The sequence below is a fragment of the Burkholderia sp. JPY481 genome (assembly GCF_038900515.1).
GTDB classification, from domain to species: domain Bacteria; phylum Pseudomonadota; class Gammaproteobacteria; order Burkholderiales; family Burkholderiaceae; genus Paraburkholderia; species Paraburkholderia youngii.
In genome coordinates this window covers 208,706-234,581 of sequence record NZ_JAYMRT010000007.1, presented here as the reverse complement: position 1 = coordinate 234,581, position 25,876 = coordinate 208,706, and the positions used below count along the sequence as shown (strand labels likewise).

Here is a 25,876-nt window from a genome sequence, read left to right as displayed (position 1 = left end):
CACTATGACCGTGCAAACCGACACCCGCGGCGGCGACGTCGAGCGCAAGGGCGTCGTCGTCATTACTGGGGCAAGTGCCGGCGTGGGGCGCGCCACCGCGTCCGAGTTCGCGCGGCAGGGCTATGACGTTGGGCTGATCGCGCGCGAACCGCGACGGCTCGCGCGTGCCGCCGAGGAGATCGCCGCGACCTATGGCGTGCGCGCACTCGCGCTGCCCGCCGACGTCGCCGATGCGGATGCGATCGAGCGCGCCGCGCAGCGCGTGGATCGCGAGTTGGGCGGCATCGACGTGTGGGTCAACGTCGCGATGGCGACCGCGTTTGCGCCGGTGTCCGCGCTCAGTGCGCGCGATGTCGAACGCGGCACGCAGGTGACCTATCTGGGGCAGGTCAACGGCATGCTGGCGGCGCTCCCCGTGATGCGCGCGCGGGGACACGGGACGATCGTCAATGTCGGCTCGGCGCTCGGGTACCGGTCGGTGCCATTGCAGTCGATCTATTGCGGCGCGAAGTTCGCCGTGCGCGGCTTTACCGATTCATTGCGTTCCGAGTTGCTGCACGACGGAGTCGATATCCATCTGACGATGGTCGATCTGCCCGCGGTCAATACCCCGCAATTCGACTGGGCGCTCAATCGCATGGGGCGCAGGGCGCGGCCGGTGGCGCCGGTATTTCAGCCCGAGGTGGCGGCGCGGGCGATTTACTTTGCGGCCACCCATCGGCGGCGGCAGGTGTGGGTCGGGTGGTCGACGGTCAAGGCGATCCTCGCGAACCGGATCGCGCCGACGCTGCTCGACCACTATCTCGCGCGGGCGGGTTACGACGGGCAACTGACCGATGAACCATTGCCCGCCGATGCGCCCGCGAATCTCTACGAGCCGGTGCCCGGCCACTACACCGCGCATGGCCGCTTCGATGATGAAGCGCGCGCGTACTGCTGGGAGTTGTTTACCGACCGCCATCGCAATGCGGTGTATGGCGCGGCGGTGCTGGCGCTGGCTGGGGGCGTCGGGTGGCTGCTGAGGCGCAGGCGGCCTTGATGCGCAATCGGTGTGCGTCCTCCCTGTCGCCGATGAAAGCTCTGGACTATCCTACGAAGGACAGTGCCGCCCGCAATCCGTGGCGCGGCGTCCTCGACTGCGAACATTCCAAAAATGGAAGCGGACAGGCCCGTTCCTCACAAAGAGCAGACCATTGCAAGCAGCGCGCACCGCTGGATGCGCTGGCTGCCGGGACTGACGGTGCTCAAGGCGTACCGCTTGAGCTGGCTGCCGAGCGATCTGACGGCCGGACTGGTACTGACCACGATGCTGGTGCCGGTCGGGATCGCTTACGCGGAGGCATCGGGGGTCCCCGGCGTGTTCGGCCTGTACGCGACGATCGTCCCTTTGTTGGCGTATGCGCTGTTCGGCCCGAGCCGGATTCTCGTGCTCGGCCCCGACTCCGCGCTCGCGGCTCCGATTCTGGCGGTGGTCGTGCAAGTCGCGGCGGGCGACCCGTCGCGCGCGATTGCGGCGGCCAGCATGATGGCGATCGTGTCCGGCGTGTTCTGTATCGTGATGGGCTTGCTGCGGCTGGGATTCATCACTGAATTGCTGTCTAAGCCCATTCGATACGGCTATATGAATGGCATCGCGCTCGCGGTGCTGATCAGTCAGCTACCCAAACTGTTTGCCATTTCGATCGAAGAGCGCGGGCCATTGCGGGACATCGTGAGCCTCGTGCAGGCCATCGCCGATGGCAAATCCAACTGGTACAGCTTCGCGGTGGGCGCGGGAAGCCTCGTGCTGATCCTGTTTCTCAAGCGCTTCGAGAAGTTGCCGGGCATTCTGATCGCCGTGATCGTCGCGACGTTGTGCGTGACCGCATTGCACCTCGATAGCGTCGGCGTGAAAGTGCTCGGCAAGATCCCTCAAGGCCTGCCGACCTTTGCGCTACCGTGGGTCACCGACGCCGATCTGGTGAAGATACTGCTCGGCGGCTGCGCGGTCGCGCTGATTTCGTTCGCCGATACCAGCGTGCTGTCGCGGACTTTCGCGGCACGTTTTCGCAGCCGCGTCGACCCTAATCAGGAGATGGTCGGGCTCGGCGCGGCCAATCTCGCGGCCGGCCTGTTTCACGGTTTCCCGATCAGCAGCAGTTCGTCGCGCACGCCGGTCGCCGAGGCGGCGGGCGCGAAGACGCAACTGACGGGCGTCGTCGGCGCGCTGGCGGTCGCGGCGCTGCTGCTGGTCGCGCCGAACCTGATGCACTACCTGCCCAACAGCGCGCTTGCCGCGGTTGTCATCGCGGCGGCGATCGGTCTGTTCGAGATCACGGACCTGAAGCGGATATTTCGCATCCAGCAATGGGAGTTCTGGCTGTCGATGGCCTGCTTTGCCGGCGTCGCGGTGTTCGGCGCGATTCCGGGCATCGGCTTCGCGGTGGTGATCGCGGTTATCGAGTTTCTGTGGGACGGCTGGCGACCACACTACGCGGTGCTCGGCCGCGTCGAGGGTTTGCGCGGCTATCACGACGTGGAGCGTTATCCGGACGCGAAGCGAATCCCCGGACTGGTGCTGTTTCGCTGGGATGCGCCGCTGTTCTTTGCGAATGCCGAGCAGTTTCAGGAGCGCCTGCTCGAAGCCGTCGCGGAATCGCCGGCACCGGTCAAGCGCGTGGTGGTGGCGGCCGAACCGGTGACGAGCGTGGACGTCACCTCGGCCGATATGCTGCGGGAGCTGACGCGCACGCTCGACGAGCGCGGGATTGCATTGCACTTCGCGGAGATGAAAGATCCGGTTCGCGACAAGCTAAAACGCTTCGAGTTGACCGATCTGATTGGCGATGCGCGCTTTCATCCGACGGTCAGTAGTGCGGTCGATAACTATGTCGAGACGGTTGGGGAGGAATAGACGCCCTTTGCCACCAGTTGTTCACGACGGATTCTGTTCACGGTGTCGCGGTCGCAGCGCGGAATAGTCGCGATTCAGAAGAACGTCCATCAGGACGGGCGTTTTGGGTGCGTCCGGCGCTGGATCCTTTGGATCGCGGGCGCCGAAAGCAAATTCGACGTCCACCGGAAATCGGCTCGTCGGCAGATTCGAAGCACGATAGCGATAGCTATGCAGCCGGATCTGCGACAGAGCCGTGCCCATATCATTGCCGGGCCGCCGCTCGCCATTGCCGTCGATCCAGTAACCGATATCGACCTGGAGGAGATCTTCCAGTGTCGAGCGGTTAATGCCGGTCGATAGTGGACTGAAGCGGATCGTGAAGTGCGTCGCGACTTGCTTCACTTTTGCGCGGTCGGCGGAGGGGGCAGCGGATCGGGTATCGCAACTACAATGATTTGCGTATCCGGCAAGACCGGATTCACGAAGGAATACTCCGTAACACCCACCACACCGCGCTCAGGCCGCGCCGCAAGAATGCGGCCGAATATCGTACGAGCGGGATCGAAGGGCTGGTCGTCCCGCAGGATTGCAGTGGTCGATATGCTGAAGGCAATGTCGCGCTGCGCGTCGGTCACAGTCTCTCTCGTCTCAGTTTCTGGCGCTGACGGTCCTGTGAGCGTCGACGTACTGGGCTGTGCAGGTACTGAGGTTGCGAACGAGAGGATCATCAGAACCCTGACAGTAGGTCTTAACCACCTCCGCGCAAGCGTCGGCATGTTCTTCATGAAGTTGGCTCTATAGCCGGTTTCGAATTTCGCCATTTTTTGTGTGGGAGCAGGCACGTTTAGCAGGTCACATCAAGACGGCCTCTAATCATGGTGTCGCGGGCGCAGCGCGGAATAGTCACGATCAAGGTGAACGTCCATCAGGACCGGCGTGTTGGGTTCGTCAGGCGCCGGATCGTTTGGGTCTGGGTCGCCGAAAGCAAACTCGACGTCCACTGGGAACCGGCTCGTTGGCAGAGTGGAAGCGCGATAGCGATAGTGATGCAGACGAACCTGCGGCGGCACCGTTCCCATATCATTGCCCGGGCGCCGCTCGCCGTTGCCGTCGATCCAGTAGCCGATATCGACCTGGAGGAGATCTTCCAGCGTCGAGCGGTTAATGTCTGTCAAAAGCGGACTGAAGCGGACTGTGAAGTGGGTCACGACTTGCGTGACTTTCGTGCGGTCGGCAGAGGGGGAGGCAGGATCCGGCGCCACAAATAGAATAATTTGCGTCCGCGGGAAAGCCGGATTCACGAAGGAATACTCCGTACCACCTACTTGACCACGCAGAGGATCAGCCGCAAGAATCTGCCCGAATATCGTGTGCGCGGGATCGAAGGGCTGGTCGTCCCGCAGGATCGCCATTGCGGTGGTCAATATTCTGAATGCCATGTCGCGCTGGGTGTCAGTCACAGCCTGTCTCATCTCAGCTCCTTGACGGTCCTGAGAGCGTCGGCATACTGAGCCGTGCATGTACCGGGATTGCGAACAAGAGGATCAGCAGAATTGCGCCAGTAGGCCTGAACCACTTCCGCGCAGGCGTAGGCATCTTCTTCGTGAAGTTGGCTCCTGTACCCAGTTTCGAATTGCGCCATTCTTTGAGCTGTTTCAGCAGAGACATTCAGCAGCTCACACACCTGCCTTTCAGCACGCTGGATATCTCGCTTGACGTATTCCCAGCCCGGCTTGTTCTGTAGGTAGGAAATTAGCCAGTAGTAGTGAAATACAAGCATCCTGTGCAGACCAATGTGAACGCGGTGATCGTCGGGTAGCGGCGTGTTTTCAGCCGCTGTGTAGGCTTTTTTCAGCATCGTTGTCCAATACAACGACCGAATGTTCGGCAGGTCCCTGTAGTCGTCTAGAAAGTGCTGAAGCAAAGAGAACATCCAGAAGTACTGCTGGCAGTGGCGAGACTCGTGATACAACGTGTCGGCAAATGCTCTGAGCCGGTTATCGAGAGCGGCCGGTTTGTCCCTAAGTTCAACAATGCGCGCAATCTCGCTCTCGTTGACGACGATCGCCCAATCCCCACCGATGAATGCGGCGCTAACATCCTGTCGCAGCTTGTACTGCGTTGCACGCTCAGGATCGACAATCACAACCCGTGGCATGGCGCCGCTGGTTTCCGGGCTAGCAGCAAAGCCTCGCGGCAATCCAAAGGGCCCGGCACCGAGCGCGTCTTCCAATTTCGGCATGACCGCGTTTTGAATCATTCTTATCGAATTGGGAGTCAACGGCCAAGCCACCCCGCCCCAATCGATCCCCTGCAACGCGGCCTTAATCGCAGCCGCATAAGCCTTGGTCACCGGGTACTCGACACCCTTGCGCATCGACATACCTACTGGCGTGTCGCTCTCGGCCGCACCGTTGACGAAGTGATAAAACCGCAGCCCGAAGTTCATCGGATCGCACGAGACGAATTCGGGTGGTCTATGTTCCGTCGTCGCGCTCTGGTTGGGAGAGGTCACGTCCTTTCCTGCGACCGTCGCACCGCGCTTCTCGGCATTGGGTACCGCGCCAGCGAATGGCTCGTTCGCCGCCCTGATCACCGCGCCTCTGCTAACCGCAATCACTTTATCCGGCTCGCTGGCGGCAAGCAGTTCGACCGTCGCGAACGCAAGCATGTTGCTGGTGACGAGACTCGCCTCGCCAAGCGCGTTGGTCACACCTTGAATCAGTTGACCATCGTCGAGCGTGATCCGATACGGCTGGTTCGGTAGCGCGAAGCCGGAATCGTGTTCGATCAGCACGTGATGCGCCGCCAGCCTGCCGGGATCGTCTGGCGTGACGGGCAGACTGACAGGCCGTGCCGCTGGCCCCTCGGTCCGATGACCGCTCGCATGGACCCGATGCTCCCCACCCGTATAGACCTTGTACCCATCCGAATTGATGACCACCTTCGTGTTACCCGCATGAAAGACGATTTCCCTGCTGGCCATCAGATTGATCGAATCGGTTCTACTGATGATGCTGACGACGCGTTGCGCGATGACCTCGACGTCATCGCTTTGTGCGTCGATCTGCACCTTGCCCGATGCGGCCTTGAGCCGGATGCCGAGATGTTGCGCAAACACCCGCACGCCGTTGACCGCGGACGCCAGCAGCGATTTCACCGCCGCGACGCTGACGTGTCCGCCCGCGCTGAGCGCGATGTGTTCGGCACTCGCCACGTGCGTGCTTTGCGCTGCCGTGAGACCGACACCCGCCGCGCTGGCCAGCACCAACTCGGGCTGGGTCAGTTGCGGAAAGGGAAGCTCCGCGCTTGCCTTGCCGCCGCGAATCGCGTCGTTCTGCGCCTTGATGGCCTGCGCGACCTCGCTTTGACTGGTCTGCTGTTCCTGTGCCTCGTGCCGCCGCGCGAGACTCGCGAGGTTCTCGTGGGTGTCGCGCGCCTGAGCGAGGCGCGCCACGGTCTCACCGGCATCCTTTGCCGGCGCGCTCGCGCCGTGACGCGCCTCGGTGGTGATCAGCATGCCTCGGTTGGCCCGCGCAACACCCCATGCGTTCGTCGCGAGTTCCCAGCCTTCACCGCGTGCCTGCTGCCGGCCTGCGTCGCGCACGACATGCGTGTTGTAGCCCAGCACGAGGCGCGACTGTGCGTGGTCGCTGGCGATCTGTGCCTGCAGTTGGCCCGGCGTGTCATCCAGTACGACGTGATTGGTCTGGCTCGCACAGCCCGCTTTAAGTTCGCTGCTAAGGACGCCCGAGAGCGCCTGGTTGTCGGGCAGCTTCCATGGCGGCTGATTCTGGCCGTTGACCATCCGGTCCGACACGTAAGGCTTGTCCGGGTCGCCTTCGTGATAACTGACCGTGACCTCTTGACCGACGCGCGGCGGATAGATCGCGCCGAAGCCGTTGCCTTGCCACGGCGACGACACCCGCAGCCAGCAACTGGCGCTGTCGTTCTTCGGGGCACGCCGCTCCCACCCAAAGCGCACCTTCACGCGTGCATATCCATCGACCCATATCGGCTGATCCTCGGGGCCGACCACGATTGCCGTTTCCGCCGCGCAACGCGGCTTTTTCTTCGGACGGTTCTTGAAGAACGTATTGACGGGTTGGAGCACGAAATCGGTCACGCACTGGCGCAGCGCATCGTTCCTGTCTGCGCCGGGTGACCGCGTGTTCTGCAGTGCGTTGCGGATATCGAGGGTCGTCGATACGACCAGATACTCGGCGTTGACTTCCCGCTGCGGATGCTTGTCGAGCCAGAATGTTTTCCCCGTTGTCAGACCGCGCAGATTCCCTTGACCCTTCAGCCGCAGACGATGACCGCGCATTGCATCGACACGCACGCTCGCGAGGTGCCCGGCTTCATCGCGGAAGTCGCTTCGCTCACCTGACAGTCCCGTCGCACCGGCAAGCGGCTGCGAGTAGTCGCCCCAGCCGTATTGCTCGCTGTTGTCGTAGGCCCGCTCGCTGTGGCTTTCGTACTCGCCCTCGAAGCGCGCGCCGGGGCGCGTGTAGTCGTAATCGATGAGGCTGACCTTGCCTGTCGTGATCTGATGCGATGCCTCGAGCTTGTGAACGTGCTCCTCGTCGACGTGCCTGCTGTCCGGCGCGTGGTAGCGCAGTGTGTCGTATGCGTTGTCGTGTCGTTTGTGCGAGCCGGGCGAATCGCACAGTACCAGGGTCATTCCGTCGAACAGGTAGTAGATTCCCCATTCTCTCCAGATCCGCGTGAGGAAATTGAAGTCGGATTCCCACATCTGCCGGACATAGTCCCGCTTCGGGTAGCCGTTGCGCAGGCCCGGTGCGCCGAATTCCATCACGACCGGAAAGTGATATCGCTCCTTGAGCACCCGGTCAGTGATGTCCACCACGCTGGCGTCCTGGAAGATCCTGCTGTCGCAATTCTTCGTGGCCAGCCACAGCCAGGGACGGACGACGAGCCGGTAATAGGCGCGCCGTTCGTCGGCGCCCATCTGTTTGATGCCTGTGATGAGGCCCGACATCGTGCGGCGGTCGGCGCTCGCGTATGCCGCGTCGCCGCGTACCAACCCGTCACGACCGACCAATCCGTTGCCGTCCAAAGCGATCGAAATGTCGATGACCTTGCCGATCAGGCGATCAGGCACGACGAGTTCCTGTGCTTGCCACACTCCGAGCGTCGGACTTTCGATCGTCGCGACATCGAGCGTGTATCGATAAAGCTTGCCTAAGGTTTCGGTGCCGCGCAGACGGAGCGGAAACAACAAAGGCGCATTGCCCCATGTGGGTAGTGCGTCACAGGAAAGACCCAGGATGTGTTCACGGAGGTGAGCAAGTTCTCGCAATTGGCACGCTCACGATGCAATCAGAATCGCGCCGCAGCCCGTGCTATTGCCTGCGAGCCGGATCATTGGCCGGCCGTTGCCGTTCGTCATCGTCGTTCCTTGTTATGTGCGAACGACAAGTATCGGGAGGGAGATGGCCCGCGGCGATCGGAATTGGATGAATTTTTAGCGTGATTGGGCGATAAATTCGATTCGTCGGGCGAACGGATGCCTCACGGCCATCATGGGTTCCTGCCAATTGCCGGCGATCGTTATGCCACGAGTCGGTTCATTTGGCACTACATCCCGGGACAAGCTCGATTCCTACCAGCTGCTTCGAAAGCAACGGCGTTCTGTACGCCCCTGGCAAGGCCAGCAACGCGGGTGGTGTCGCCACGTCGGGTCTGGAAATGAGTCAGAACGCTATGCGCATCTCCTGGCCGCGCGAAGAAGTCGATGCGCGTCTGCACGACATCATGCGCAGCATTCATGAGGTCTGCCTGCGACATGGCCGTCGCGACGACGGTTCGGTCAGCTATGTGAACGGAGCGAATATCGCCGGCTTTGTGCGGGTCGCCGACGCGTGCTGGCGCAGGGCGTGATCTGAGCGACGGGTGGGATGCCAGCGCAATTGCTGGCTCCCGCGCATACCACAACCTCTGTGGCACGCGCGGGGTAGAGCGCGCGTCGTCAGTGAACGACGCGCGCCCTCCGCTCAGAAGAAGCCAAGCGCCTCAGCCTGATAGCTGACCAGCAGACACTTCGTCTGCTGGTAATTCGACAACGCCATCTTGTGCGTTTCCCGCCCGATCCCCGACTGCTTATAGCCACCGAATGCCGCATGCGCCGGATACAGGTGATAGCAGTTGGTCCACACGCGTCCCGCCTCGATCTCGCGTCCCATCTTGTAAGCGCGGGTACCGTCGCGCGTCCACACGCCCGCACCTAACCCATAGTATGTGTCGTTCGCGAGTTCGATCGCTTGCTGTTCGTCCTTGAACGTCATCACCGAGGCGACCGGCCCGAAGATTTCCTCCTGGAACACGCGCATATCGTTGTTGCCGAACAGCATCGTCGGCTTCACGTAGAAGCCTTCGCCGAGCCCCGCGCCGGGCGTCGCGCGCTCGCCACCGACGAGGCACCGCGCGCCTTCGTCCCGGCCGATGTCGATATACGACAGGATCTTGTCGAGCTGCTGCTGCGAGGCCTGCGCGCCGATCATCGTTTCGAGGTTCAGCGGATGGCCAGCCTTGATGCGTTCCACACGGGCAATCGCCTTCTCGATGAAGCGCTCGTAAATCGACTCCTGGACCAGCACGCGCGACGGGCACGTGCACACTTCGCCCTGATTCAGCGCGAACATCGCGAGACCTTCGAGCGCCTTGTCGAGGAACGCGTCGTCGCGATCGAGCACGTCGGCGAAGAAGATGTTCGGGCTCTTGCCGCCGAGTTCGACCGTCGACGGAATCAGGTTGTCCGCGGCTGCGTGCAGGATGCGCCTGCCGACCGGCGTCGAGCCGGTGAACGCGATCTTCGCGATGCGCTTGCTGGTGGCGAGCGCTTCGCCCGCTTCCCTGCCGAAGCCGTTGACGATATTGATGACCCCGGCAGGGAACAGGTCGCCGATCAGTTCGATCAGCACGAGTACCGAAGCCGGCGTCTGCTCGGCGGGTTTCATCACGATGCAGCAGCCGGCCGCGAGCGCGGGCGCGAGCTTCCATGCGGCCATCAGCAGCGGGAAATTCCACGGGATGATCTGACCCACCACGCCAGCCGGCTCGTGAAAGTGATAAGCGACCGTGTTGTCGTCGATCTCGGAGATGCCGCCTTCCTGCGCGCGGATGCAGCCCGCGAAATAGCGGAAATGATCGACGGCGAGCGGCAGGTCCGCGGCCATGGTTTCGCGCAGCGGCTTGCCGTTATCGATCGTCTCCGCGACCGCGAGCAGCTTCAGGTTCTTTTCCATGCGCTCGGCCACCGCGAGCAGCAGATTCGCGCGCTCTGTCACCGACGTCTTCGCCCATTTGCGGCGCGCCGCGTGCGCGGCGTCGATCGCGAGGTCGATGTCCGCGGCGCTCGAGCGAGGCACGCGGCAAAACGGCTGCCCGTTGATCGGCGACACGTTGTCGAAATAGTCGCCGCCGACCGGCGGCACCCACTTGCCGCCGATGTAGTTTTCATAACGCTGGCGATAGGGATACTCGATGTCGATGCCAAGAGCTTTCAGGTCAAATGGATTCATCACTTGTCTCCGTTTTGTGATGGTGATCGGGTGACTGCGCGGGACCACATCAGGCAGGAACCATACCAATGCATCGGCATGCGAAATTTCAGGGATTGGGCCGGGCTATAAAACGGAAGTGTTCCGTTTCGGAGCAGTTGCGCGGGCAGCGGTTGTTCAGAAACGCCGCAGATTCGGCCGACGCTGATACAGATCAACGATGCGAGCCCGCGCGGGGTCACGGCGGGCGTCGGGCGGACTGTCAAACGGAGTATTCTGTCGACATGCACCAAAGCGTCCGGCACGACCCGGGCGCATTCAGGAGGAGACAATGCGCGACGACGTTCATCCGCTCAGCGTGGCGGCGGCTAACCGCCCCAAAGGTTGGCCTGCACCGGCGATCCAGAAAGCCCACGAACGTTCCGAGACGTTCGGCCTGCGCGCATCGTTCCGGCCGGATTACGACATCCTGTCCGACACGGGACTCGCGTTGAAGCGCGAACAGAACCGGGTGCTGTGCGCGCATGCGATGCCGGTCATGGAGACGCTGCGCGAGCAGATCGTCAATACGCAAAGCATGATCGTGTTGACCAACGCCGAAGGCTTGATCCTGCATTCGATCGGCGATGACGACTTTTTGCATCGCGCGGAAAAAGTGGCGCTGCGGCCTGGCGCGAACTGGGCCGAGGATCGTCAGGGCACCAATGCAATCGGTACCTCGCTCGCCGAGGGGTGTGCGATGGTCGTTCATGGCGATCAGCACTATCTGGCGGCGAACCGCTTCCTGACCTGTTCGAGTGTGCCGATTCTCGATCCGTATGGTGATCTGATCGGCGTGCTCGACGTGACGGGCGACCACCGCAGCTATCACCAGCACACGATGGCGCTTGCGAAGATGTCGGTGCAGATGATCGAAAACCATCTGTTCTCGACTGCGTTTCGCAACGTGCTGCAAGTGTCTTTTCACGGACGGCCGGAGTTTCTCGGCACGCTGATGGAAGGGATCATTGCGTTTACCGACGATGGCCGCTTTCTGTCCGCGAACCGGAGTGCGCAATTTCAGTTGGGCTTGTCGCTCGCTGCGCTGCGCGCGCATACGCTGTCGTCGCTGTTTCAGATCTCGTATGCGCAACTGATCGATCGTTTGATGCATGGCGTTGCGCCGCATCTGATGCTGAATCTGCACAACGGTGCGGTGGTATGCGCGCGTGGGCAGTTCAGGCGGGCGTCGTTTGGGCTCGAGCGCGGGGCCGTCGATGTGCAGGGTGCAGCCGCGCCGCGACCGGTGTGTGTGAATGCGCGTCAACCGGCTGCGGGACTGTCGCGGCTCAGCGATCTCGATACCGGTGATGCTCGTGTGTCCGCACTGATTGCGAAGGTTCGCAAGGTGCTCGGCAAGGATATTCCGATCCTTATCACCGGCGAGACCGGTACCGGCAAGGAGCTGCTCGCGCAGGCGATTCACAACGATTCGCCGCGACGTGACGGGCCGTTTGTGGCGGTCAACTGTGCTTCGATTCCGGAGTCGCTGATCGAATCCGAGCTATTCGGATATGAAGATGGCGCGTTTACCGGCGCGCGGCGTAAAGGGGCGATCGGCAGGCTGATGCAAGCGAATGGAGGCACGCTGTTTCTCGATGAGATCGGGGATATGCCGTATTCGTTGCAGGTGCGGTTGCTGCGTGTTTTGCAGGAGCGGGTGGTGACGCCGCTTGGGGCGACGCGGGCGGTTCCTGTCGATGTCTCCGTTATTTGCGCGACTCACCGCAACTTGCGCGAGATGATTGCGCAGAATCAGTTTCGTGAGGATCTCTATTATCGGATCAACGGGCTTGCGGTTCGGTTGCCGGCGTTGCGTGAGCGGAGCGATCTGGCGGTCGTCGTTCAAAAGATGTTGCAGTGGGAATCGGTGGAAAGCGGGGGGCGGCAGGCGCTTAGCGTTGCGGCTGATGTGATGGCGGCGTTCGGGCGGCATGCGTGGCCGGGTAACTGCCGGCAACTGGCTAATCTGCTGCGGACTGCTGCGGCGATGGTGGAAGAGGATGGGGTGATCCGGTGGGAGCATTTGCCGGACGATTTTTTGGATGATGTTCGTGGTACGGCTTGTGGCGGCGGCCACGCAAGTGAAGGCGATTCTGCCGTCTCGGCCGTCTCGGACGTTGCGAATGCGGACGCGCTGGCCACAGGCGAAGCGTCGGTGCGCGACGGCTCGCGGCTGCAGGATGTCGCCGCATCGGTAGTCGCGATGACGCTGGCGCGATACGGCGGCAACGTTTCGGCGGCGGCGCGTGCGCTTGGGGTGTCGCGGAACACCATTTATCGCCGGATGCCAGCGGCCCAAGCGGGGCGGGTTGCGGAAAAGGATTGACGCGGGAGTTTTCGCGGCACCAATCGACGATGGCCGGGAGACCGGCCATTGTTTTTTCAATAAGTCGATTGGATGTCAGCGTGTCCCGGCGATCTACAACTGCTTACACATCTCACAATAGCCCGGTCCACCGGCTCGATGGCATCCGCGTTCTTGCAGGCACATACCACGGAGCCAGCAATGAACACCAACTTGCCTTCCGATTCATCCCCGCGCAGCCGCATTCATCCTCTGGTCGCCGCAGCTGCCGTTGCCGTGATTCTCGCCAGCGGCACCGGCATTGCCGCGATGACCGGCCTGCTTCCGACATCCCGAGCGGTAACGCCGCCGTCGTCGCAAACTGCCGCGGTCGCGGTGCAGCCAGCCAGCACGCCGCTCGAATCACATGTTCATCCCCGCCATAGCAATGCGTCGTCGCCAGCGCCCAGGTACGCGCACGACGATAGTTACCGTGATACCACCCAGCCGTCACCGCGACCCGTTGCCGTCGACCGTGATGCAGGTGAAGTCGTGGCGGTCAACGCAGTCCAAACGCAAGAGCCGACCACCGGACTCGGTGCAGTAGGCGGTGCGGTGGCAGGCGGCCTGCTGGGCAATCAGGTCGGTCAAGGTCGCGGCCGTGTTCTGGCGACGATTGCGGGTGCGGTTGGCGGCGGCCTTGCCGGTAACGGCATCGAACATGCGGTACGCAAAGTTGCCACCTACCAGGTGCAAGTCAGGATGCAGGACGGCAGTTATCGAAACTTCAACTACGACACGCAGCCTACCGTTCAGGTCGGTGAGCGGGTGCATGTCTATGGCGATTCGCTGAGTGCTTCGTAAGCACACGGACAACCGTGGGGCACAAGGACTTACAAAGGGTTACCAGACTGACACTTCGCGTTTATTTGCCAACTAGAGCTACACATACAATCGATATCGCTAAATCGCATCAACACCCGATGCCAGCGAACAGGGAGAGAAACATGAAGCGCAGCTTCATTTTGTGGACTGCAGGCCTTTGCGCTGCGTGCGCTTCCAGCGCTGCGCTGGCTCATGTCGACCTTGGTGTCTACCTCGGCGCGCCGGGGCCGGTTTATGTCGCGCCGCCCCCAGTAGTCTACGAGGCGCCGCCGGTGACCTACGTGCCTGCTCCGGCCTATGGCTACGGCTATGGCTATGGGTACGAATACAACGACGACCGTGACAGGCACTGGCGCCATGATCATGGCTGGCACAGGGGCTGGGAGCACCGTCATCACCGGGACGATGACGACTAGTCCGGCACTGCATCCAGTTCGCGATATCGCAGCGCTCGATGAAGAACGCGTCGATGCCTGAGTTATCTTGCCCCGTAGAAATGACGGTACTGCCACGCGGACTGCCTGATCAACTCGTCATCCGGCCATGGCCCGGTTCCAAATCTGGCAATCGATAGAGGCGATAAATCGATGAGGGGAGCACCGTCGACGATCCACGCGGCGAGCATCTCCCCCAGTGCCGGGGCGATTGAGAGTCCTGCGACATTGCAACCGCTCGCGAAGTAAAACCCCCGAATGGCCGGCGCGGGGCCGACGACGTGCTGGCCATCGGCCGTCATCGTTGGCAGCCCGCCACGATGCTCGCGGATCCCGGTGTTCAGAAGCACCGGAAGCTGAGCCTCGACGTCCCGCGCGTAGTGCCAGAGAACGTCGGCATCGAGCGACAGATCCTTGACGTCGAAGTTGGCGTCGAAGCCATTCATGTCGAAGAACCTCGGATTTTCCTCGTAGACGCCCCACAGAAATCCTCCGTCGCAAGGTCTCATATACACCGCGGCATCCATAATTCGGACCATCGGCAATTCGGCTCGGGCATCCGGCACGGGCTCGGTGACGAACAATTGCTGCGCTGTTGTAACAAGAGGAACTCGAATTCCGCTGGCCTCGGCCACTTGTCGCGTCCAGGCGCCGGCCGCATCGACCACGGCAGGTGCGTGGATACGGCCGCACGTGGTGTCGACCCCGGTCACCTCGCCGTCGTCGATCAGGACGCGCGTCACCGCAGTGTTCGGCAGTAACACAGCTCCGTTTGCCTGCGCTGCACGAGCGAAGCCGATGGCCACCTGTGCGGGATTGAAATACATGTCGTCGGCGATGTGCATCACCGCGGCAACTCCCGTTGTTTGAAGAAACGGGTTGAGCCGGTGGGCCGCGTCGACGGAAACTTCCTCCACCTCCAGGCCGTGACGCCGGCCACGCAGGATGTCTTCCTGAATGACTTCCGCATCCGCCGGTCTGCGCGCCACTTTGAGGCTGCCCGAGTGCACCCAATCCAGCGGCTGACCGGTGTCCTCAGAGAATTGCCTGAGCCTGTCAGCCGCCAGCTTGATCAGGTCGATCATCAAGTCACTCTTGCGCAGGCAGCTGACCATACCAGCCGCTCGCGGTGACGTCTGTGAGCCGATTTCGAGCCGCTCGATCATCGCGACCCGGTGAGCGCCTCTCTTCGACAAGTGGAAGGCTGTCGCTGCGCCTAACCCGCCGGAGCCAATGACGATCACATCTGCAGATTCGATCATCGATACTTCTCCTGCCTATCACGTCGTCTGAACTGCAAAACGAACGGTGCTTCACACATGATAGGCAACCATTCGCGACTCTGCCCCTTGCTGCCTCGCTCATTCGATACAACGTCGGAAAAGCGGCCCTTCGATGATTAGATGCTCGCACCTATGCCAACAAAAAAGCCCTGGCGTAGAAACATCGCCAGGGCTTTTCTCATCTGCGAGTCTGTCTTATCTATTAACGATCCTCGCCGGCACACTGATAGCAAGCAAACCGCCGAGCACCATGAACGCCGCGAGCATATACATCCCCGAGTCATTAGCGGCGGTAACCTCTTTCAACCACCCCACCGCATAGGGACTAAGGAACCCCGCCAGGTTCCCAATCGAATTGATCATCGCAATCCCCGCAGCAGCCCCAGTCCCCGCAAGAATCGCCGTCGGCAAACTCCAGAACAACGGCAGGGTGGTGAGGATGCCCATCGTGGCCAGCGTCAAGCCGGTCATAGCGAGCACGGTGTTATGCGTCCAAACGACGGAAAGCACGAGCCCCACGGCACCAAGAAACGCCGGAACCGCAATATGCCACCGCCGTTCCCTCGACCGGTCCGCACTCCGCGCAACGAACACCATTGCCACCACAGCCGCCGCAAATGGAACCGCCGACAGCAAGCCGATCAAAAACGCATCGGTAACGCCGGTCGATTTGATGATCGTCGGCAACCAGAAACTCACCCCATAAAGCCCCATCACAAACGAGAAGTAGGTGAGGCTCAGCATCAACACCCGTCCGCTCGTGAACACCTGCCGAATCGGCATATCGTGCTTGGTCGCTTCCTCGGCCGACACCTGACTCTCGAGCAACTGCTGCTCTTCCCGAGTAAGCCACTTGGCGTTCGAAATCCGATCATCGAGCACCACGAACACGATGATCCCGACGAGCACCGAAGGTATCCCTTCGAGCAGAAACAGCCACTGCCACCCGTGCCACCCATTCACGCCATTAAAGTTCTTCAGGATGTACCCAGACACCGGCCCGCCGATCACTCCAGACAGCGCAATCGCCGTCATAAACCAGGTCGTCATCCGCCCACGCCGATGCGCCGGATACCAGTAGGTTAGGTACAAAATAATCCCAGGAAAGAACCCTGCCTCGGCAAGCCCGAGCAAAAAGCGCATCACATAAAACATCGTCGGCGTCGTGACGAACATCGTCAGCATCGATATCACGCCCCACGAAACCATGATCCGCGCGATCCAGACCCGCGCGCCGACCTTGTGCAGAATCACGTTGCTCGGCACTTCGAAGATGAAATAGCCGATAAAGAAAATCCCCGCGCCGAAGCCGTACACCGCATCGCTCAAGCCAAGATCCGTGCTCATCCCCAGCTTCGCGAAGCCAACGTTCACGCGGTCCAGATACGCGACGATGTAGCACAGCATCAACAGCGGCGCGAGCCGCCAGGTAACCTTGCGATAAGTCGCCTCTTCGAACGTGGAAGGCGGCGCGCCAGCGCCGGGATGGTGGAGCGGATCCGCAGGACTCGCCATGACTGTGTCTCCTCTTGTTATGGAATTGAAATGCCACCGCCGATCGATTCTATCCGCGCCAGGCCATTTGCACGACGAATCGGTATTGGGGGAAAACACCGACTGCGCACGCAGCGCATGCGCAGCGGCTAACCCATCACTACACGCAGCGCCCGCCGTCCACTTCGAGGCAAACGCCGGTAATGAACTCCGCCTCATCCGAAGCCAGATACAGCGCGGCATTCGCAATATCCTGCGGCGTCGAAAACCGTCCGAGCGGTATCCCCGCGAGGAACTTCTGCCGATTCTGCGGGGTATCCTCGACCCCCATGAACTCGGACAGCAGCGCGGTCTCACCGATCACCGGATTCACGCAGTTCACGCGAATCCGCTCCGGCCCGAGTTCGACGGCGAGCGACTTGCTGGCGACGATCACCGCACCCTTGCTGCCGTTGTACCAGACGAGCCCCGGCCGCGGCCGCACGCCCGCCGTCGACGCGATATTGATAAAGCTGCCACCGCCTTGCTCGCGGAAATACGGCACGAACTCCTGCACGCTCCAGTAGATGCTTTTCACGTTCACCGCATAGACGCGATCGAACTCGGCCTCGGTCACTTCGAGCACCGGCTTGTTGCGATGCGTAGTGCCCGCGTTATTGACGACGATCTGCACGCTGCCGAAGTCTTCGAGCGCGGCTTCGCGCAGCGTGCGCCAGTCGTCGCGTTGCGCGACGTTGCCGGGCACCGCGATCGCCTTGCCGCCCGCAATCGCGATCTCACTCGCGACGCGTTCGGCGGCCGGCCCGTTGAGGTCGTTGACCACGACGTTCGCGCCTTCGCGCGCAAAGGCCTTCGCGATGCCTTCGCCGAAACCCGAACCGCCGCCCGTGACGATGGCCGTTTTACCTGTCAACCGCATGATGTCTCCGTTGTTTGTGATGGATAGAGCGATGCGTTGCTGCATGTAACGCGCTGATCGCGTTGATCGCGAGCGATCCCTGCCGGACCCGCTAGCCGTGCCGGATCGCGATCGTCTTCAGCACCGTAAAGCCGTACAGCGCCTCGAAGCCCTTCTCGCGGCCATGCCCCGAATGCTTGACGCCGCCGAACGGCAACTCGACGCCGCCGCCCGCGCCATAGTTGTTGATGAACACCTGGCCCGAGCGCACGCGTCGCGCGAGCCGCATCTGGCGCGCGCCATCGCGGGTCCAGATCCCGGCAACGAGCCCGAACTGCGTGCCGTTCGCGAGCGCGAGCGCTTCGGCTTCGTCGCGGAACGACATCGCGGCGAGCACCGGGCCGAACACTTCGTCGCGCGCAAGGCGGTGGCTCGCGGGGACGTCGCGCAGCAAGGTCGGGGCCTGATAGAAGCCGCTTTCGGGCGCTTCGGGAATCACCTCGCCGTGCGCGGCCATCGCGATGCCGTCGTGTTGCGCATCCGACAGGAAGTCCCACACGCGTTGCTGCTGTTTCGCGCTGATCAGCGGTCCGCAATCGAGATCGGCCTTCGACGGCCCGACGCGCAGCGCCTGAAAAGCGCTGCTGAGCCGCTCGAGCAGCGGCTCGTAAATGGCCTGCTCGATCAGCACGCGACTGCCCGCCGAGCAGGTTTGCCCGGCGTTCTGCACGATCGCGGAGATCAGCACCGGCAGCGCGGCGTCGAGATCGGCGTCGGCGAAGACGATTTGCGGCGACTTGCCGCCGAGTTCGAGTGTGACGGGGACGTGGTTTTCGGCGGCCATCTGCGTGACGAGCTTGCCGGTTTCGGGCGAGCCCGTGAACGAGATGTGATCGATGCCCGGATGACGCGCGAGCGCGGCGCCCGCTTCGTGTCCGTAGCCGGTCACGATGTTCAGCGCACCGGCCGGCAGGCCGGCTTCGGCGGCGAGTTCGGCGACACGCAGGACGGAAAGGCAAGCGTCCTCGGCCGGTTTGACGACGCACGCATTGCCGGTCGCCAGAGCCGCGCCGACGCTGCGCCCGAAGATCTGCATCGGGTAATTCCACGGCACGATGTGGCCGGTCACGCCGTGCGGCTCGCGGATCGTCAGCACCGTGTAGCCGGATTGGTACGGCAGGGTCTCGCCGTGCAGCTTGTCGGCCGCGCCGGCGTAGAACTCGAAGTAGCGGGTGAGGGCGGCGGCGTCGGCGCGCGCCTGCTTGAGCGGCTTGCCGGTGTCGCGCGCTTCGAGCTGGGCCAGGTCTTCCTGGCGCGCGGCCACCAGCAGCGACAGCCGATACAGCACACGGCCGCGCTCGGCGGCGGCGAGCGCGCCCCAGGCGCCGTCGAACGCGCGGCGCGCCGCGTGCACGCCGGTGTCGATATCGGCCTCGGTGCCGCGCGCGATGCGCGTGAACGGCTGGCCGTCCGATGGATCGAGTACGGCGATCGACTCGCCGCCGGAAGCGGCGCACCACTCGCCGCCAATGAAATGCCGTGCTTCTTCCATGCATGCTCCTTGATGACGTGCGGCCGGCGTGCGGCGGCGCGGGTTCGAAGGGGAGACACAAAACGGTAGAGACGCGAAGCCAGACTCGCCAGACGATTATCGCGCCGATCCGACCGCGGATGCCACCTGCCGATTGGCTATAATGGCGCATTCCGTACGGTCCGGTGCGCGGCCCCGTCGTTCGGGGCGAGAGGGTTTCAGGGCCCGGCGTTCGCGGTTCGCACGCAGTTCGCACCGCATCCGCAGCCCGCGCGCCGTTCGCCGCCTTCCGATTTCCATCCCCTTCAGAGAGCGCTCATGAGCTTCAATCACGTTCCCGCAGGCAAAGACCTTCCGCACGATTTCAACGTCATCATCGAAATCCCGGCGCAAAGCGACCCGGTGAAGTACGAAGCCGACAAGGAGCTGGGCCTGCTCGTCGTCGACCGTTTCATCGGTACCGGCATGCGCTATCCGGCCAACTACGGCTTCATTCCGCAGACGCTGTCGGGCGACGGCGACCCGGTCGACGTGCTGGTGATCACGCCGTTCCCGCTGCTGGCAGGCTCGGTCGTGCGTGCCCGCGCGCTCGGCATGCTGCAGATGACCGATGAATCGGGCGTGGACGCGAAGCTGATCGCCGTGCCGCACGACAAGATCTGCCCGATGACGGCGAACCTGAAGTCGGTCGACGACGTGCCGGCTTACCTGAAGGACCAGATCAAGCACTTCTTCGAGCAATACAAAGCGCTTGAGAAGGGCAAGTGGGTCAAGGTCGAAGGCTGGGCCGACGTCGACGCCGCCCACAAGGAAATCAGCGAAGGCGTGGCGAACTACAAGAAGTAAGCGCGCCGCGGTTCATCCGCTCGCTGCATGCAGTACGAAAACCGCGCGAGTCCGCAAGGACCGCGCGGTTTTTTTGTGCGCTTTGCGCGGCGCTCGACTACCGTGCAACCAGCGCCGCGAGCGTCGTCCCGCACGCTTCATATTGCGCGCATAACCTGAACGCATCGCTCCGATGAACGGAACGCATTTTTATATTTAGGTGTAAACCCTTATCATTCGCCGCACGAGCTTGCGCGCGAACTCACCGCATCTACGCGCCTTTCCATCACTTCAACAACCACCGTCCGGATGATGAACCGCAGCAAGTCCCACTCGACATCGCCGCGCTGGTCGACCCGCTTCCATTCGGTCGTCACCGCGATCTATCGCAAGCGGCCGGTCTGGATGGTGTCGTTCGCGGCTAGCGAGGCGAATCTGTCGGAGGGTTTGCGGGCGGCGTGCGCGTCGACGGCGATGCTCGCGCTCGGCAACGTGCTGCACGATCCGGTGTTCGCGTGGGCCGCGATCGGCGCGTTCTGGACCTGCCTCGCCGATGCGGCCGGCTCGAACCGCGCGCGCTTCATGTCGATGATGGGCTTCGCGCTGCTGTCGACGCTGTGCGGCGGCATCGCCGCGTTCGCATCGGCGTCGGGCACCGCGTGGGCCGCGCTCGCGGTGCTGGCGTTCACGACGCTCGGCGCGTTCGGCCGCATCTGGGGCGCGGCCACTTCGCAGGTGACCATCCTCGCGGCGACCGCCTGCGTCGTGATGGTCGATCGGCCGATGCACGACGCGCGTTCCGGTGTCGAGTTTCTCGGCGTGTATCTGGCCGGCTGTCTGTTCGCGATCGTGCTGAGCCTGACCGTGTGGCGCATCCATCCGTTCGGCGCGAGCCGCGCTTCGCTGCGCGCGGTGTATCTGCGCCTCGCCGATATCGCGTTCGATAGCGCGCGGCTCGTCGGCGGACGGGCCGCGCCGCGTGAGTGGGCCACGCATGCCGCGCGCTTTCGCGCCGATGCGCGCGCGTCGCTCGAACGCGCGCGCGATGCGCTCGCGAACGTGCCCGCATCGAAAGCAGGCGGCGCGGCCGTCTACGACACGCTGCTCGGCTTGCTGACCGATGGCGAAGCGTTGTTCGCGTATCTGATCGCGGTGTCGGGCGCGGGCGAGAAATTGCCCGACGATCCGCGCCGCACGCAACGCGCGGTGCGCCTGCTCAATGCGATCGGCGAAGTGCTCAGCGACATCGGCAGCGCGACCGGCGACGCGCGTTGGGAACGTCTCGGGGAGCCGCAGGCGCGTCTGCGGCGTCTCGCGCATCGGCTCGAAAGCGCGTTGCTCGAACCGGTGAAGCTGCAATCCGGTTTCGAGCTCGTCGATTTCGCGCCGCGTGAGGTGCACGTTGAGCCGTGGAGCGCATGCGTCGCGCGTTATACGGCGCGCGCATGGTCGACGCTGAAGGCGAACCTGTCGTGGCAGTCGGTCGGCTTGCGCCATGCGGCGCGTGTCGGCGTGACGACGACCGCGGGCTTCGTCGTGATTCGCGCCCTCGGTCTGCCGTTCGGCTATTGGGCGACGATGGCCACTCTTCTGATCCTGCAGCCGTCGATTGCAGCGACCTGGCCGCGCAGCATCGAACGCGCGGCGGGCAGTATCGTCGGCGGCGTGCTCGCGGCGGCGATCGGCTATGCGATTCATTCGCCGCTCGGCATCTCGCTCGCGGTGTTCCCGCTCGTGATGGCGACGATGGCGCTGCGCCCCGTCAGCTACAGCCTGTTTGTGCTATTCCTCACGCCGACCTTCGTGCTCGTCGCCGACTTCGCGACACCGGGCGCCAACGAACTGTCGTTCGCGCTGACCCGGCTCGGCAACAACGTGCTCGGCTGCGTGCTCGCGCTGCTCGCGACCTTCCTTCTGTGGCCGACGCGCGAGAAGCTCGACCTGCGCGTCTATCTCGGCGACGCGGTGCGCGCGAATCTCGCGTATCTGCGCGCGTCGCTCGAAGCGCCGCGGCACAGCGGCAAGGAGATCGAGCAATTGCGCCGCGCGGCGGGTCTCACCAGCAACAACGCGGAAGAAGCGATCGGCCGCGTGCGGCTCGAAAAGCTCGAAGATTCGATGGCCGATACGGTCACGCTGACGGTGCTGAGCCTGCTGCGACGGATGGCCGGCACCGCGACGCAGTTGCGCCTCACCGCGAACCGTCGCGACATGCATAGCGAACTCGACGAATGGGTCGTGGCGATGAGCGCGGCGATCGAGGCCGCGCTAAACCGCACGTTGCGGCCGGTGCGGCTCGGGTTACCCGCGCGCGAGCAGTTGACGTCGCTGGAGGCGGATGTGGTGGGCGAACTGGCGCGCGTGCATCGGTTGTTGACTGAGAGGATGCGGGAGGCGAGGGGGTAGCGCGACTCAGCCCTCGGTACTCTCGCCGTCTTCGGCCGCGTCGTTCACCGCCACCACCGGCAACACCGACTGCAGCGTGAACACCCCGGCCGCCAGCGCCCGCTTGTCGGCGGCCGTGAGCCGTTTGACCCAATACTCGGCGCTCGATGCGCTCGAGCGGTCCGCCAGCTCGAACGACGCGAGTACCCGCACCGGCTTGCGCGAGCGCGTATAGCGCGCGCCCGTGCCGCTCACGTGTTTGTCGAAGCGGGCAGCGACGTCGGTCGCGATGCCGGTATAGACGCTGCCGTCCGAGCATTCGAGCAGATAGAGAAACCACGCCATAACCGCGCTTCTAGCCTTTGAACGGATTGTGTTCGCGCAGCTCGTCCACGTATGCGTGGATGCTGTTCTTTTCGTTGTCGAGGAAATGGCCGACCGCATCGGCGAACGCAGGATGCGCGAGCCAATGCGTCGAACGCGTGACCGTCGGCAGAAAGCCGCGCGCCATCTTGTGTTCACCCTGCGCGCCGCCTTCGAATGCGCCGAGCTGCTCTTCGATGCAGAATTCGAGCGGCTGATAGTAGGCGGTTTCGAAGTGCAGGCACGGCACATGTTCGAGCGCGCCCCAGTAGCGGCCGTACAACGTGCCGCCGGTTTTGTCGTCGCGCTGATAGACGACGAGCGAACTCGCGATCGGCTTGCCTTCGTATTCGGCGATCACCAGCAGCAGATTCTCCGGCATCGATTCGCCGATCATCCGGAAGAAATCGAGGTTCAGATATGGACTCGAAAAATGCTCGCGATAGGTTTGCCGATAGCACTTGCTGAAGAAGCGCCAGTCGGCATCCTTGATGTCTTCACCGCGGATGCGCCGCATCGTGATGCCGGCCTCGCGCACCTTGCGACGTTCGGCGCGAATGTTCTTGCGCTTCTTCTGTTCGAGCGTCGACAGAAAGTCTTCGAAGTCGCGATAGCCGTCGTTGAGCCAGTGAAACTGCACGCCTTCGCGTTGCATCATGCCGATATCGGTGAGCGCGTCGGCTTCGCTCTGCGTCGGAAACAGCACATGCAGCGACGATACCTCGGCTTGCTCGGCGAACGCCATCAAGGTGGCCGCGAGATGGCGCAACGCGTGCCCGTTCGCCGATAGCAGCCGGTTGCCCTGCACCGGCGTGAACGGGACCGCGCACAGCAGCTTCGGGTAGTAGGGCAGGCCGTTGCGCTTGTACGCGTCGGCCCAGGCCCAGTCGAACACGTACTCGCCGTACGAGTGACCCTTCAGATAGACCGGGGCCGCCGCCGCGAGCTTGCCCGTGCGCGCGTCGGTCAGCGTGACGAATTGCGGCGCCCAACCGGTGTCGGGAACCGCGCATTGCGTCGCATTGAGCGCGCTCAGAAACTCATGCCGCAAAAACGGCGTGGGGTGCGGCTGCGCGGCGAGGAGGGCGTTCCATTCGGCGGCGTCTACCTCGGAGGGCGATGCCAGAATGCCCGTGCGATAATCGATACGTTGCTGGTTCAATCTGAGTGACTGTTTGCAATGACCGGCGCGGCGCGATGAAGCTGAAGCTGCCACGTCGTTCGTTGAGTTCGTTTATCCGGTTTGTTCAATTCCGTCGAGCCATCGAGCCGCGGTACCGCGAGCCGTGAAGGCTTGCCTGTCGATCCTGCCATGAAGACCCGAATCGCTCTTGCTCAAATCAATGTCACCGTCGGCGACTTCGCCGGCAACGTCGCGAAGATCGTCGCCGCCGCGCGCGCCGCGCACGGCGATGGTGCGAAGCTGCTGGTCGCGCCTGAACTCGCGCTGTCGGGTTATCCGCCCGAAGACCTGCTGCTGCGCCCCGCGTTTTATACCGCAAGCGCGGCCGCGTTGGCCGATCTCGCCGCGCAACTGAAGCCGTTCACCGGTCTGCATGTGATCGTCGGCCATCCGCTGCGCGACGGGTCGGACAACCTCGCGCACAAGCTCGTGCACAACGCGGCGAACGGCCATGGTAATGCAAACGCGCCGATCGAGCGCGGCGTGCCGCCGGTCGACACGTTCAACGCGGCGTCGCTGATCGTCGACGGCGAAGTGAAGGGCACCTATCGCAAGCAGGATCTGCCGAACACCGAGGTGTTCGACGAGAAGCGCTACTTCGCAGCCGATCCGCAGCCGTTCGTGTTCGAACTCGATGGGCTCAAGTACGGCGTCGTGATCTGCGAAGACGCATGGCATGCGTCGGCCGCGCAGATGGCGAAGGCCGCGGGCGCCCAGGTGCTGCTGATTCCGAACGGCTCGCCGTATCACCTGAACAAGGAGGCGGTGCGCTTCGACATCCTGCGCGCGCGCATTCGCGAGACCGGTATTCCAATGGTCTACGTGAACATGGTCGGCGGGCAGGACGAACTCGTGTTCGATGGCGGCTCGTTCGTGCTCGACGCGCAGGGCGCACTCGTCGCGAAGCTCGCGCAGTTCGAGGAAGCCACGGCGATCGTCGAGTTCGAGGACGGCAAACCGCTGCCGGCCGCAATCGCGCCGGAGCAGTCGATCGAAGCGCAGGTGTACGCGGCGCTCGTGATGGGCGTGCGCGACTACATCGGCAAGAACGGTTTTCCGGGCGCGCTGATCGGTTTGTCGGGCGGCGTCGATTCGGCGCTCGTGCTGGCCGTTGCGTGCGATGCGCTCGGCGCCGACAAGGTGCGTGCGGTGATGATGCCGTCGCGCTACACGGCCGACATTTCCACGACCGACGCCGCCGAGATGGCGCGCCGCGTCGGCGTGCGTTACGACGAGATCGCGATCGCCCCGATGTTCGATGCGTTTCGCGGCTCGCTCGCCGCAGAGTTCGCGGGCCGCGCCGAAGACGCGACCGAAGAGAACATTCAGGCGCGCATTCGCGGCACGCTGTTGATGGCGCTGTCGAACAAGTTCGGCTCGATCGTGCTGACCACCGGCAACAAGAGCGAGATGGCGGTCGGCTACTGCACGCTGTACGGCGACATGGCCGGCGGCTTCGCGGTGATCAAGGACATCGCGAAGACGCTCGTGTACCGGCTGTGCCGCTATCGCAACGCGGCCACCACGTTTGCGACGCGCGACGTGATTCCGGAGCGGATTCTGACGCGCGCGCCGTCCGCCGAGTTGCGCGAGAACCAGACCGACCAGGACAGCCTGCCCGAATACGAAGTACTCGACGCGATCATGCGCATGTACATGGAGGAGGACCGTTCGCTCGCGGAAATCATCGCGGCGGGCTATCGGGTCGACGACGTGAAGCGCGTCACGCGCCTGATCAAGATCAACGAGTACAAGCGCCGTCAGGCGCCGATCGGCATTCGCGTCACGCATCGTGCGTTCGGCCGCGACTGGCGTTATCCGATCACGTCGCGCTACACCGAACCGGTGGAGTGAAAGACGGCACCCGCGCG

Annotated in this window: 19 protein-coding genes and 1 pseudogene; 9 read left to right on the top strand and 11 right to left on the bottom strand. The window is 63.1% G+C overall.

Going from position 1 to position 25,876, the window contains the following annotated elements:
• Positions 1 to 4: 4 nt before the first annotated feature.
• On the top strand, positions 5 to 1,039 hold the full coding sequence (locus tag VSR82_RS19250; RefSeq protein WP_429461928.1) for an SDR family oxidoreductase: 1,035 nt from the start codon (positions 5 to 7) through the stop codon (positions 1,037 to 1,039).
• A gap of 114 nt (positions 1,040 to 1,153) precedes the next feature.
• Complete coding sequence (locus tag VSR82_RS19245; RefSeq protein WP_368584555.1) at positions 1,154 to 2,893, top strand: SulP family inorganic anion transporter; 1,740 nt, start codon at positions 1,154 to 1,156, stop codon at positions 2,891 to 2,893.
• A gap of 21 nt (positions 2,894 to 2,914) precedes the next feature.
• Here the strand turns inward: VSR82_RS19245 and VSR82_RS19240 are convergent, their stop codons facing one another.
• The 4 genes from VSR82_RS19240 to VSR82_RS19225 all read right to left on the bottom strand — a co-directional run bounded on the left by VSR82_RS19240 (position 2,915) and on the right by VSR82_RS19225 (position 8,120).
• Entirely contained in the window at positions 2,915 to 3,277 is a 363-nt protein-coding gene (locus VSR82_RS19240) for a hypothetical protein (protein ID WP_410849709.1), read from the bottom strand.
• The gene (locus VSR82_RS19235; protein ID WP_429460565.1) at positions 3,274 to 3,510 is read right to left on the bottom strand and encodes a hypothetical protein; all 237 of its coding nucleotides are present in this window, start codon (positions 3,508 to 3,510) and stop codon (positions 3,274 to 3,276) included. The genes VSR82_RS19240 and VSR82_RS19235 overlap by 4 nt, the downstream gene beginning before the upstream one ends.
• A 234-nt stretch (positions 3,511 to 3,744) precedes the next feature.
• Positions 3,745 to 4,335, bottom strand: coding sequence for a hypothetical protein (locus VSR82_RS19230; RefSeq protein WP_429460563.1), 591 nt, complete (start codon positions 4,333 to 4,335; stop codon positions 3,745 to 3,747).
• Positions 4,336 to 4,343: 8 nt separating this feature from the next.
• A complete protein-coding gene (locus VSR82_RS19225) occupies positions 4,344 to 8,120 on the bottom strand; it encodes a type VI secretion system Vgr family protein (protein ID WP_429460561.1) in 3,777 nt (1,258 codons plus the stop codon).
• A gap of 392 nt (positions 8,121 to 8,512) precedes the next feature.
• Here VSR82_RS19225 and VSR82_RS19220 point away from each other — a divergent pair.
• Positions 8,513 to 8,784, top strand: a pseudogene (locus VSR82_RS19220) (NADP-specific glutamate dehydrogenase); the annotation flags it as partial.
• 108 nt (positions 8,785 to 8,892) lie between these two features.
• On the opposite strand, the gene VSR82_RS19215 reads toward VSR82_RS19220, so the two are convergent.
• Complete coding sequence (locus VSR82_RS19215; RefSeq protein WP_410849711.1) at positions 8,893 to 10,419, bottom strand: aldehyde dehydrogenase family protein; 1,527 nt, start codon at positions 10,417 to 10,419, stop codon at positions 8,893 to 8,895.
• A 310-nt stretch (positions 10,420 to 10,729) separates the two neighbouring features.
• Here VSR82_RS19215 and VSR82_RS19210 point away from each other — a divergent pair, with 310 nt between their 5' ends.
• The 3 genes from VSR82_RS19210 (at position 10,730) to VSR82_RS19200 (ending at position 14,025) form a co-directional block, all read left to right on the top strand.
• Positions 10,730 to 12,766, top strand: coding sequence for a sigma-54-dependent Fis family transcriptional regulator (locus tag VSR82_RS19210; protein WP_498857994.1), 2,037 nt, complete (start codon positions 10,730 to 10,732; stop codon positions 12,764 to 12,766).
• Positions 12,767 to 12,946: 180 nt separating this feature from the next.
• Entirely contained in the window at positions 12,947 to 13,588 is a 642-nt protein-coding gene (locus VSR82_RS19205; RefSeq protein ID WP_429460557.1) for a glycine zipper 2TM domain-containing protein, read from the top strand.
• A 143-nt stretch (positions 13,589 to 13,731) separates the two neighbouring features.
• Positions 13,732 to 14,025, top strand: a complete 294-nt coding sequence (locus VSR82_RS19200; protein WP_368584562.1) for a hypothetical protein — start codon at positions 13,732 to 13,734, stop codon at positions 14,023 to 14,025.
• 62 nt (positions 14,026 to 14,087) lie between these two features.
• Here VSR82_RS19200 and VSR82_RS19195 read toward each other — a convergent pair whose 3' ends face one another.
• The 4 genes from VSR82_RS19195 to VSR82_RS19180 form a co-directional block, all read right to left on the bottom strand.
• Positions 14,088 to 15,305, bottom strand: a complete 1,218-nt coding sequence (locus VSR82_RS19195; protein WP_429460555.1) for an NAD(P)/FAD-dependent oxidoreductase — start codon at positions 15,303 to 15,305, stop codon at positions 14,088 to 14,090.
• A gap of 216 nt (positions 15,306 to 15,521) precedes the next feature.
• A complete protein-coding gene (locus VSR82_RS19190) occupies positions 15,522 to 16,841 on the bottom strand; it encodes an MFS transporter (protein WP_368584564.1) in 1,320 nt (439 codons plus the stop codon).
• Positions 16,842 to 16,980: 139 nt separating this feature from the next.
• Positions 16,981 to 17,739: an SDR family oxidoreductase gene (locus tag VSR82_RS19185; RefSeq protein ID WP_410849715.1), complete on the bottom strand. Its 759-nt coding sequence runs from the start codon at positions 17,737 to 17,739 to the stop codon at positions 16,981 to 16,983.
• A 91-nt stretch (positions 17,740 to 17,830) separates the two neighbouring features.
• Positions 17,831 to 19,270: an aldehyde dehydrogenase family protein gene (locus VSR82_RS19180; protein WP_429460552.1), complete on the bottom strand. Its 1,440-nt coding sequence runs from the start codon at positions 19,268 to 19,270 to the stop codon at positions 17,831 to 17,833.
• A 297-nt stretch (positions 19,271 to 19,567) separates the two neighbouring features.
• Here VSR82_RS19180 and ppa point away from each other — a divergent pair, with 297 nt between their 5' ends.
• Both ppa and VSR82_RS19170 read left to right on the top strand, forming a co-directional pair.
• A complete protein-coding gene (gene ppa, locus VSR82_RS19175) occupies positions 19,568 to 20,095 on the top strand; it encodes an inorganic diphosphatase (RefSeq protein WP_013088778.1) in 528 nt (175 codons plus the stop codon).
• Positions 20,096 to 20,383: 288 nt separating this feature from the next.
• Positions 20,384 to 22,480, top strand: a complete 2,097-nt coding sequence (locus tag VSR82_RS19170; protein WP_429460550.1) for an FUSC family protein — start codon at positions 20,384 to 20,386, stop codon at positions 22,478 to 22,480.
• Positions 22,481 to 22,486: 6 nt separating this feature from the next.
• Here VSR82_RS19170 and VSR82_RS19165 read toward each other — a convergent pair whose 3' ends face one another.
• A complete protein-coding gene (locus VSR82_RS19165; protein ID WP_429460548.1) occupies positions 22,487 to 22,804 on the bottom strand; it encodes a GIY-YIG nuclease family protein in 318 nt (105 codons plus the stop codon).
• Between the two features lie 10 nt (positions 22,805 to 22,814).
• On the bottom strand, positions 22,815 to 23,984 hold the full coding sequence (locus tag VSR82_RS19160; protein WP_429460546.1) for a GNAT family N-acetyltransferase: 1,170 nt from the start codon (positions 23,982 to 23,984) through the stop codon (positions 22,815 to 22,817).
• Positions 23,985 to 24,134: 150 nt separating this feature from the next.
• Between VSR82_RS19160 and VSR82_RS19155 the strand changes: the two genes are divergently transcribed.
• Positions 24,135 to 25,859 (top strand): NAD+ synthase, encoded by a 1,725-nt coding sequence (locus tag VSR82_RS19155; protein WP_368584569.1) that lies wholly within the window; start codon positions 24,135 to 24,137, stop codon positions 25,857 to 25,859.
• Positions 25,860 to 25,876 lie beyond the last annotated feature (17 nt).

Bases quoted from the DNA above. Each gene is read 5' to 3' on its own strand.
- VSR82_RS19250 (WP_429461928.1), top strand. From the start codon at position 5: ATGACCGTGCAAACCGACACCCGCGGCGGCGACGTCGAGCGCAAGGGC.
- VSR82_RS19245 (WP_368584555.1), top strand. From the start codon at position 1,154: ATGGAAGCGGACAGGCCCGTTCCTCACAAAGAGCAGACCATTGCAAGC.
- VSR82_RS19215 (WP_410849711.1), bottom strand. From the start codon at position 10,419: ATGAATCCATTTGACCTGAAAGCTCTTGGCATCGACATCGAGTATCCC.
- VSR82_RS19210 (WP_498857994.1), top strand. From the start codon at position 10,730: ATGCGCGACGACGTTCATCCGCTCAGCGTGGCGGCGGCTAACCGCCCC.
- VSR82_RS19205 (WP_429460557.1), top strand. From the start codon at position 12,947: ATGAACACCAACTTGCCTTCCGATTCATCCCCGCGCAGCCGCATTCAT.
- VSR82_RS19200 (WP_368584562.1), top strand. From the start codon at position 13,732: ATGAAGCGCAGCTTCATTTTGTGGACTGCAGGCCTTTGCGCTGCGTGC.
- VSR82_RS19195 (WP_429460555.1), bottom strand. From the start codon at position 15,305: ATGATCGAATCTGCAGATGTGATCGTCATTGGCTCCGGCGGGTTAGGC.
- VSR82_RS19190 (WP_368584564.1), bottom strand. From the start codon at position 16,841: ATGGCGAGTCCTGCGGATCCGCTCCACCATCCCGGCGCTGGCGCGCCG.
- VSR82_RS19185 (WP_410849715.1), bottom strand. From the start codon at position 17,739: ATGCGGTTGACAGGTAAAACGGCCATCGTCACGGGCGGCGGTTCGGGT.
- VSR82_RS19180 (WP_429460552.1), bottom strand. From the start codon at position 19,270: ATGGAAGAAGCACGGCATTTCATTGGCGGCGAGTGGTGCGCCGCTTCC.
- ppa (WP_013088778.1), top strand. From the start codon at position 19,568: ATGAGCTTCAATCACGTTCCCGCAGGCAAAGACCTTCCGCACGATTTC.
- VSR82_RS19170 (WP_429460550.1), top strand. From the start codon at position 20,384: ATGATGAACCGCAGCAAGTCCCACTCGACATCGCCGCGCTGGTCGACC.
- VSR82_RS19165 (WP_429460548.1), bottom strand. From the start codon at position 22,804: ATGGCGTGGTTTCTCTATCTGCTCGAATGCTCGGACGGCAGCGTCTAT.
- VSR82_RS19155 (WP_368584569.1), top strand. From the start codon at position 24,135: ATGAAGACCCGAATCGCTCTTGCTCAAATCAATGTCACCGTCGGCGAC.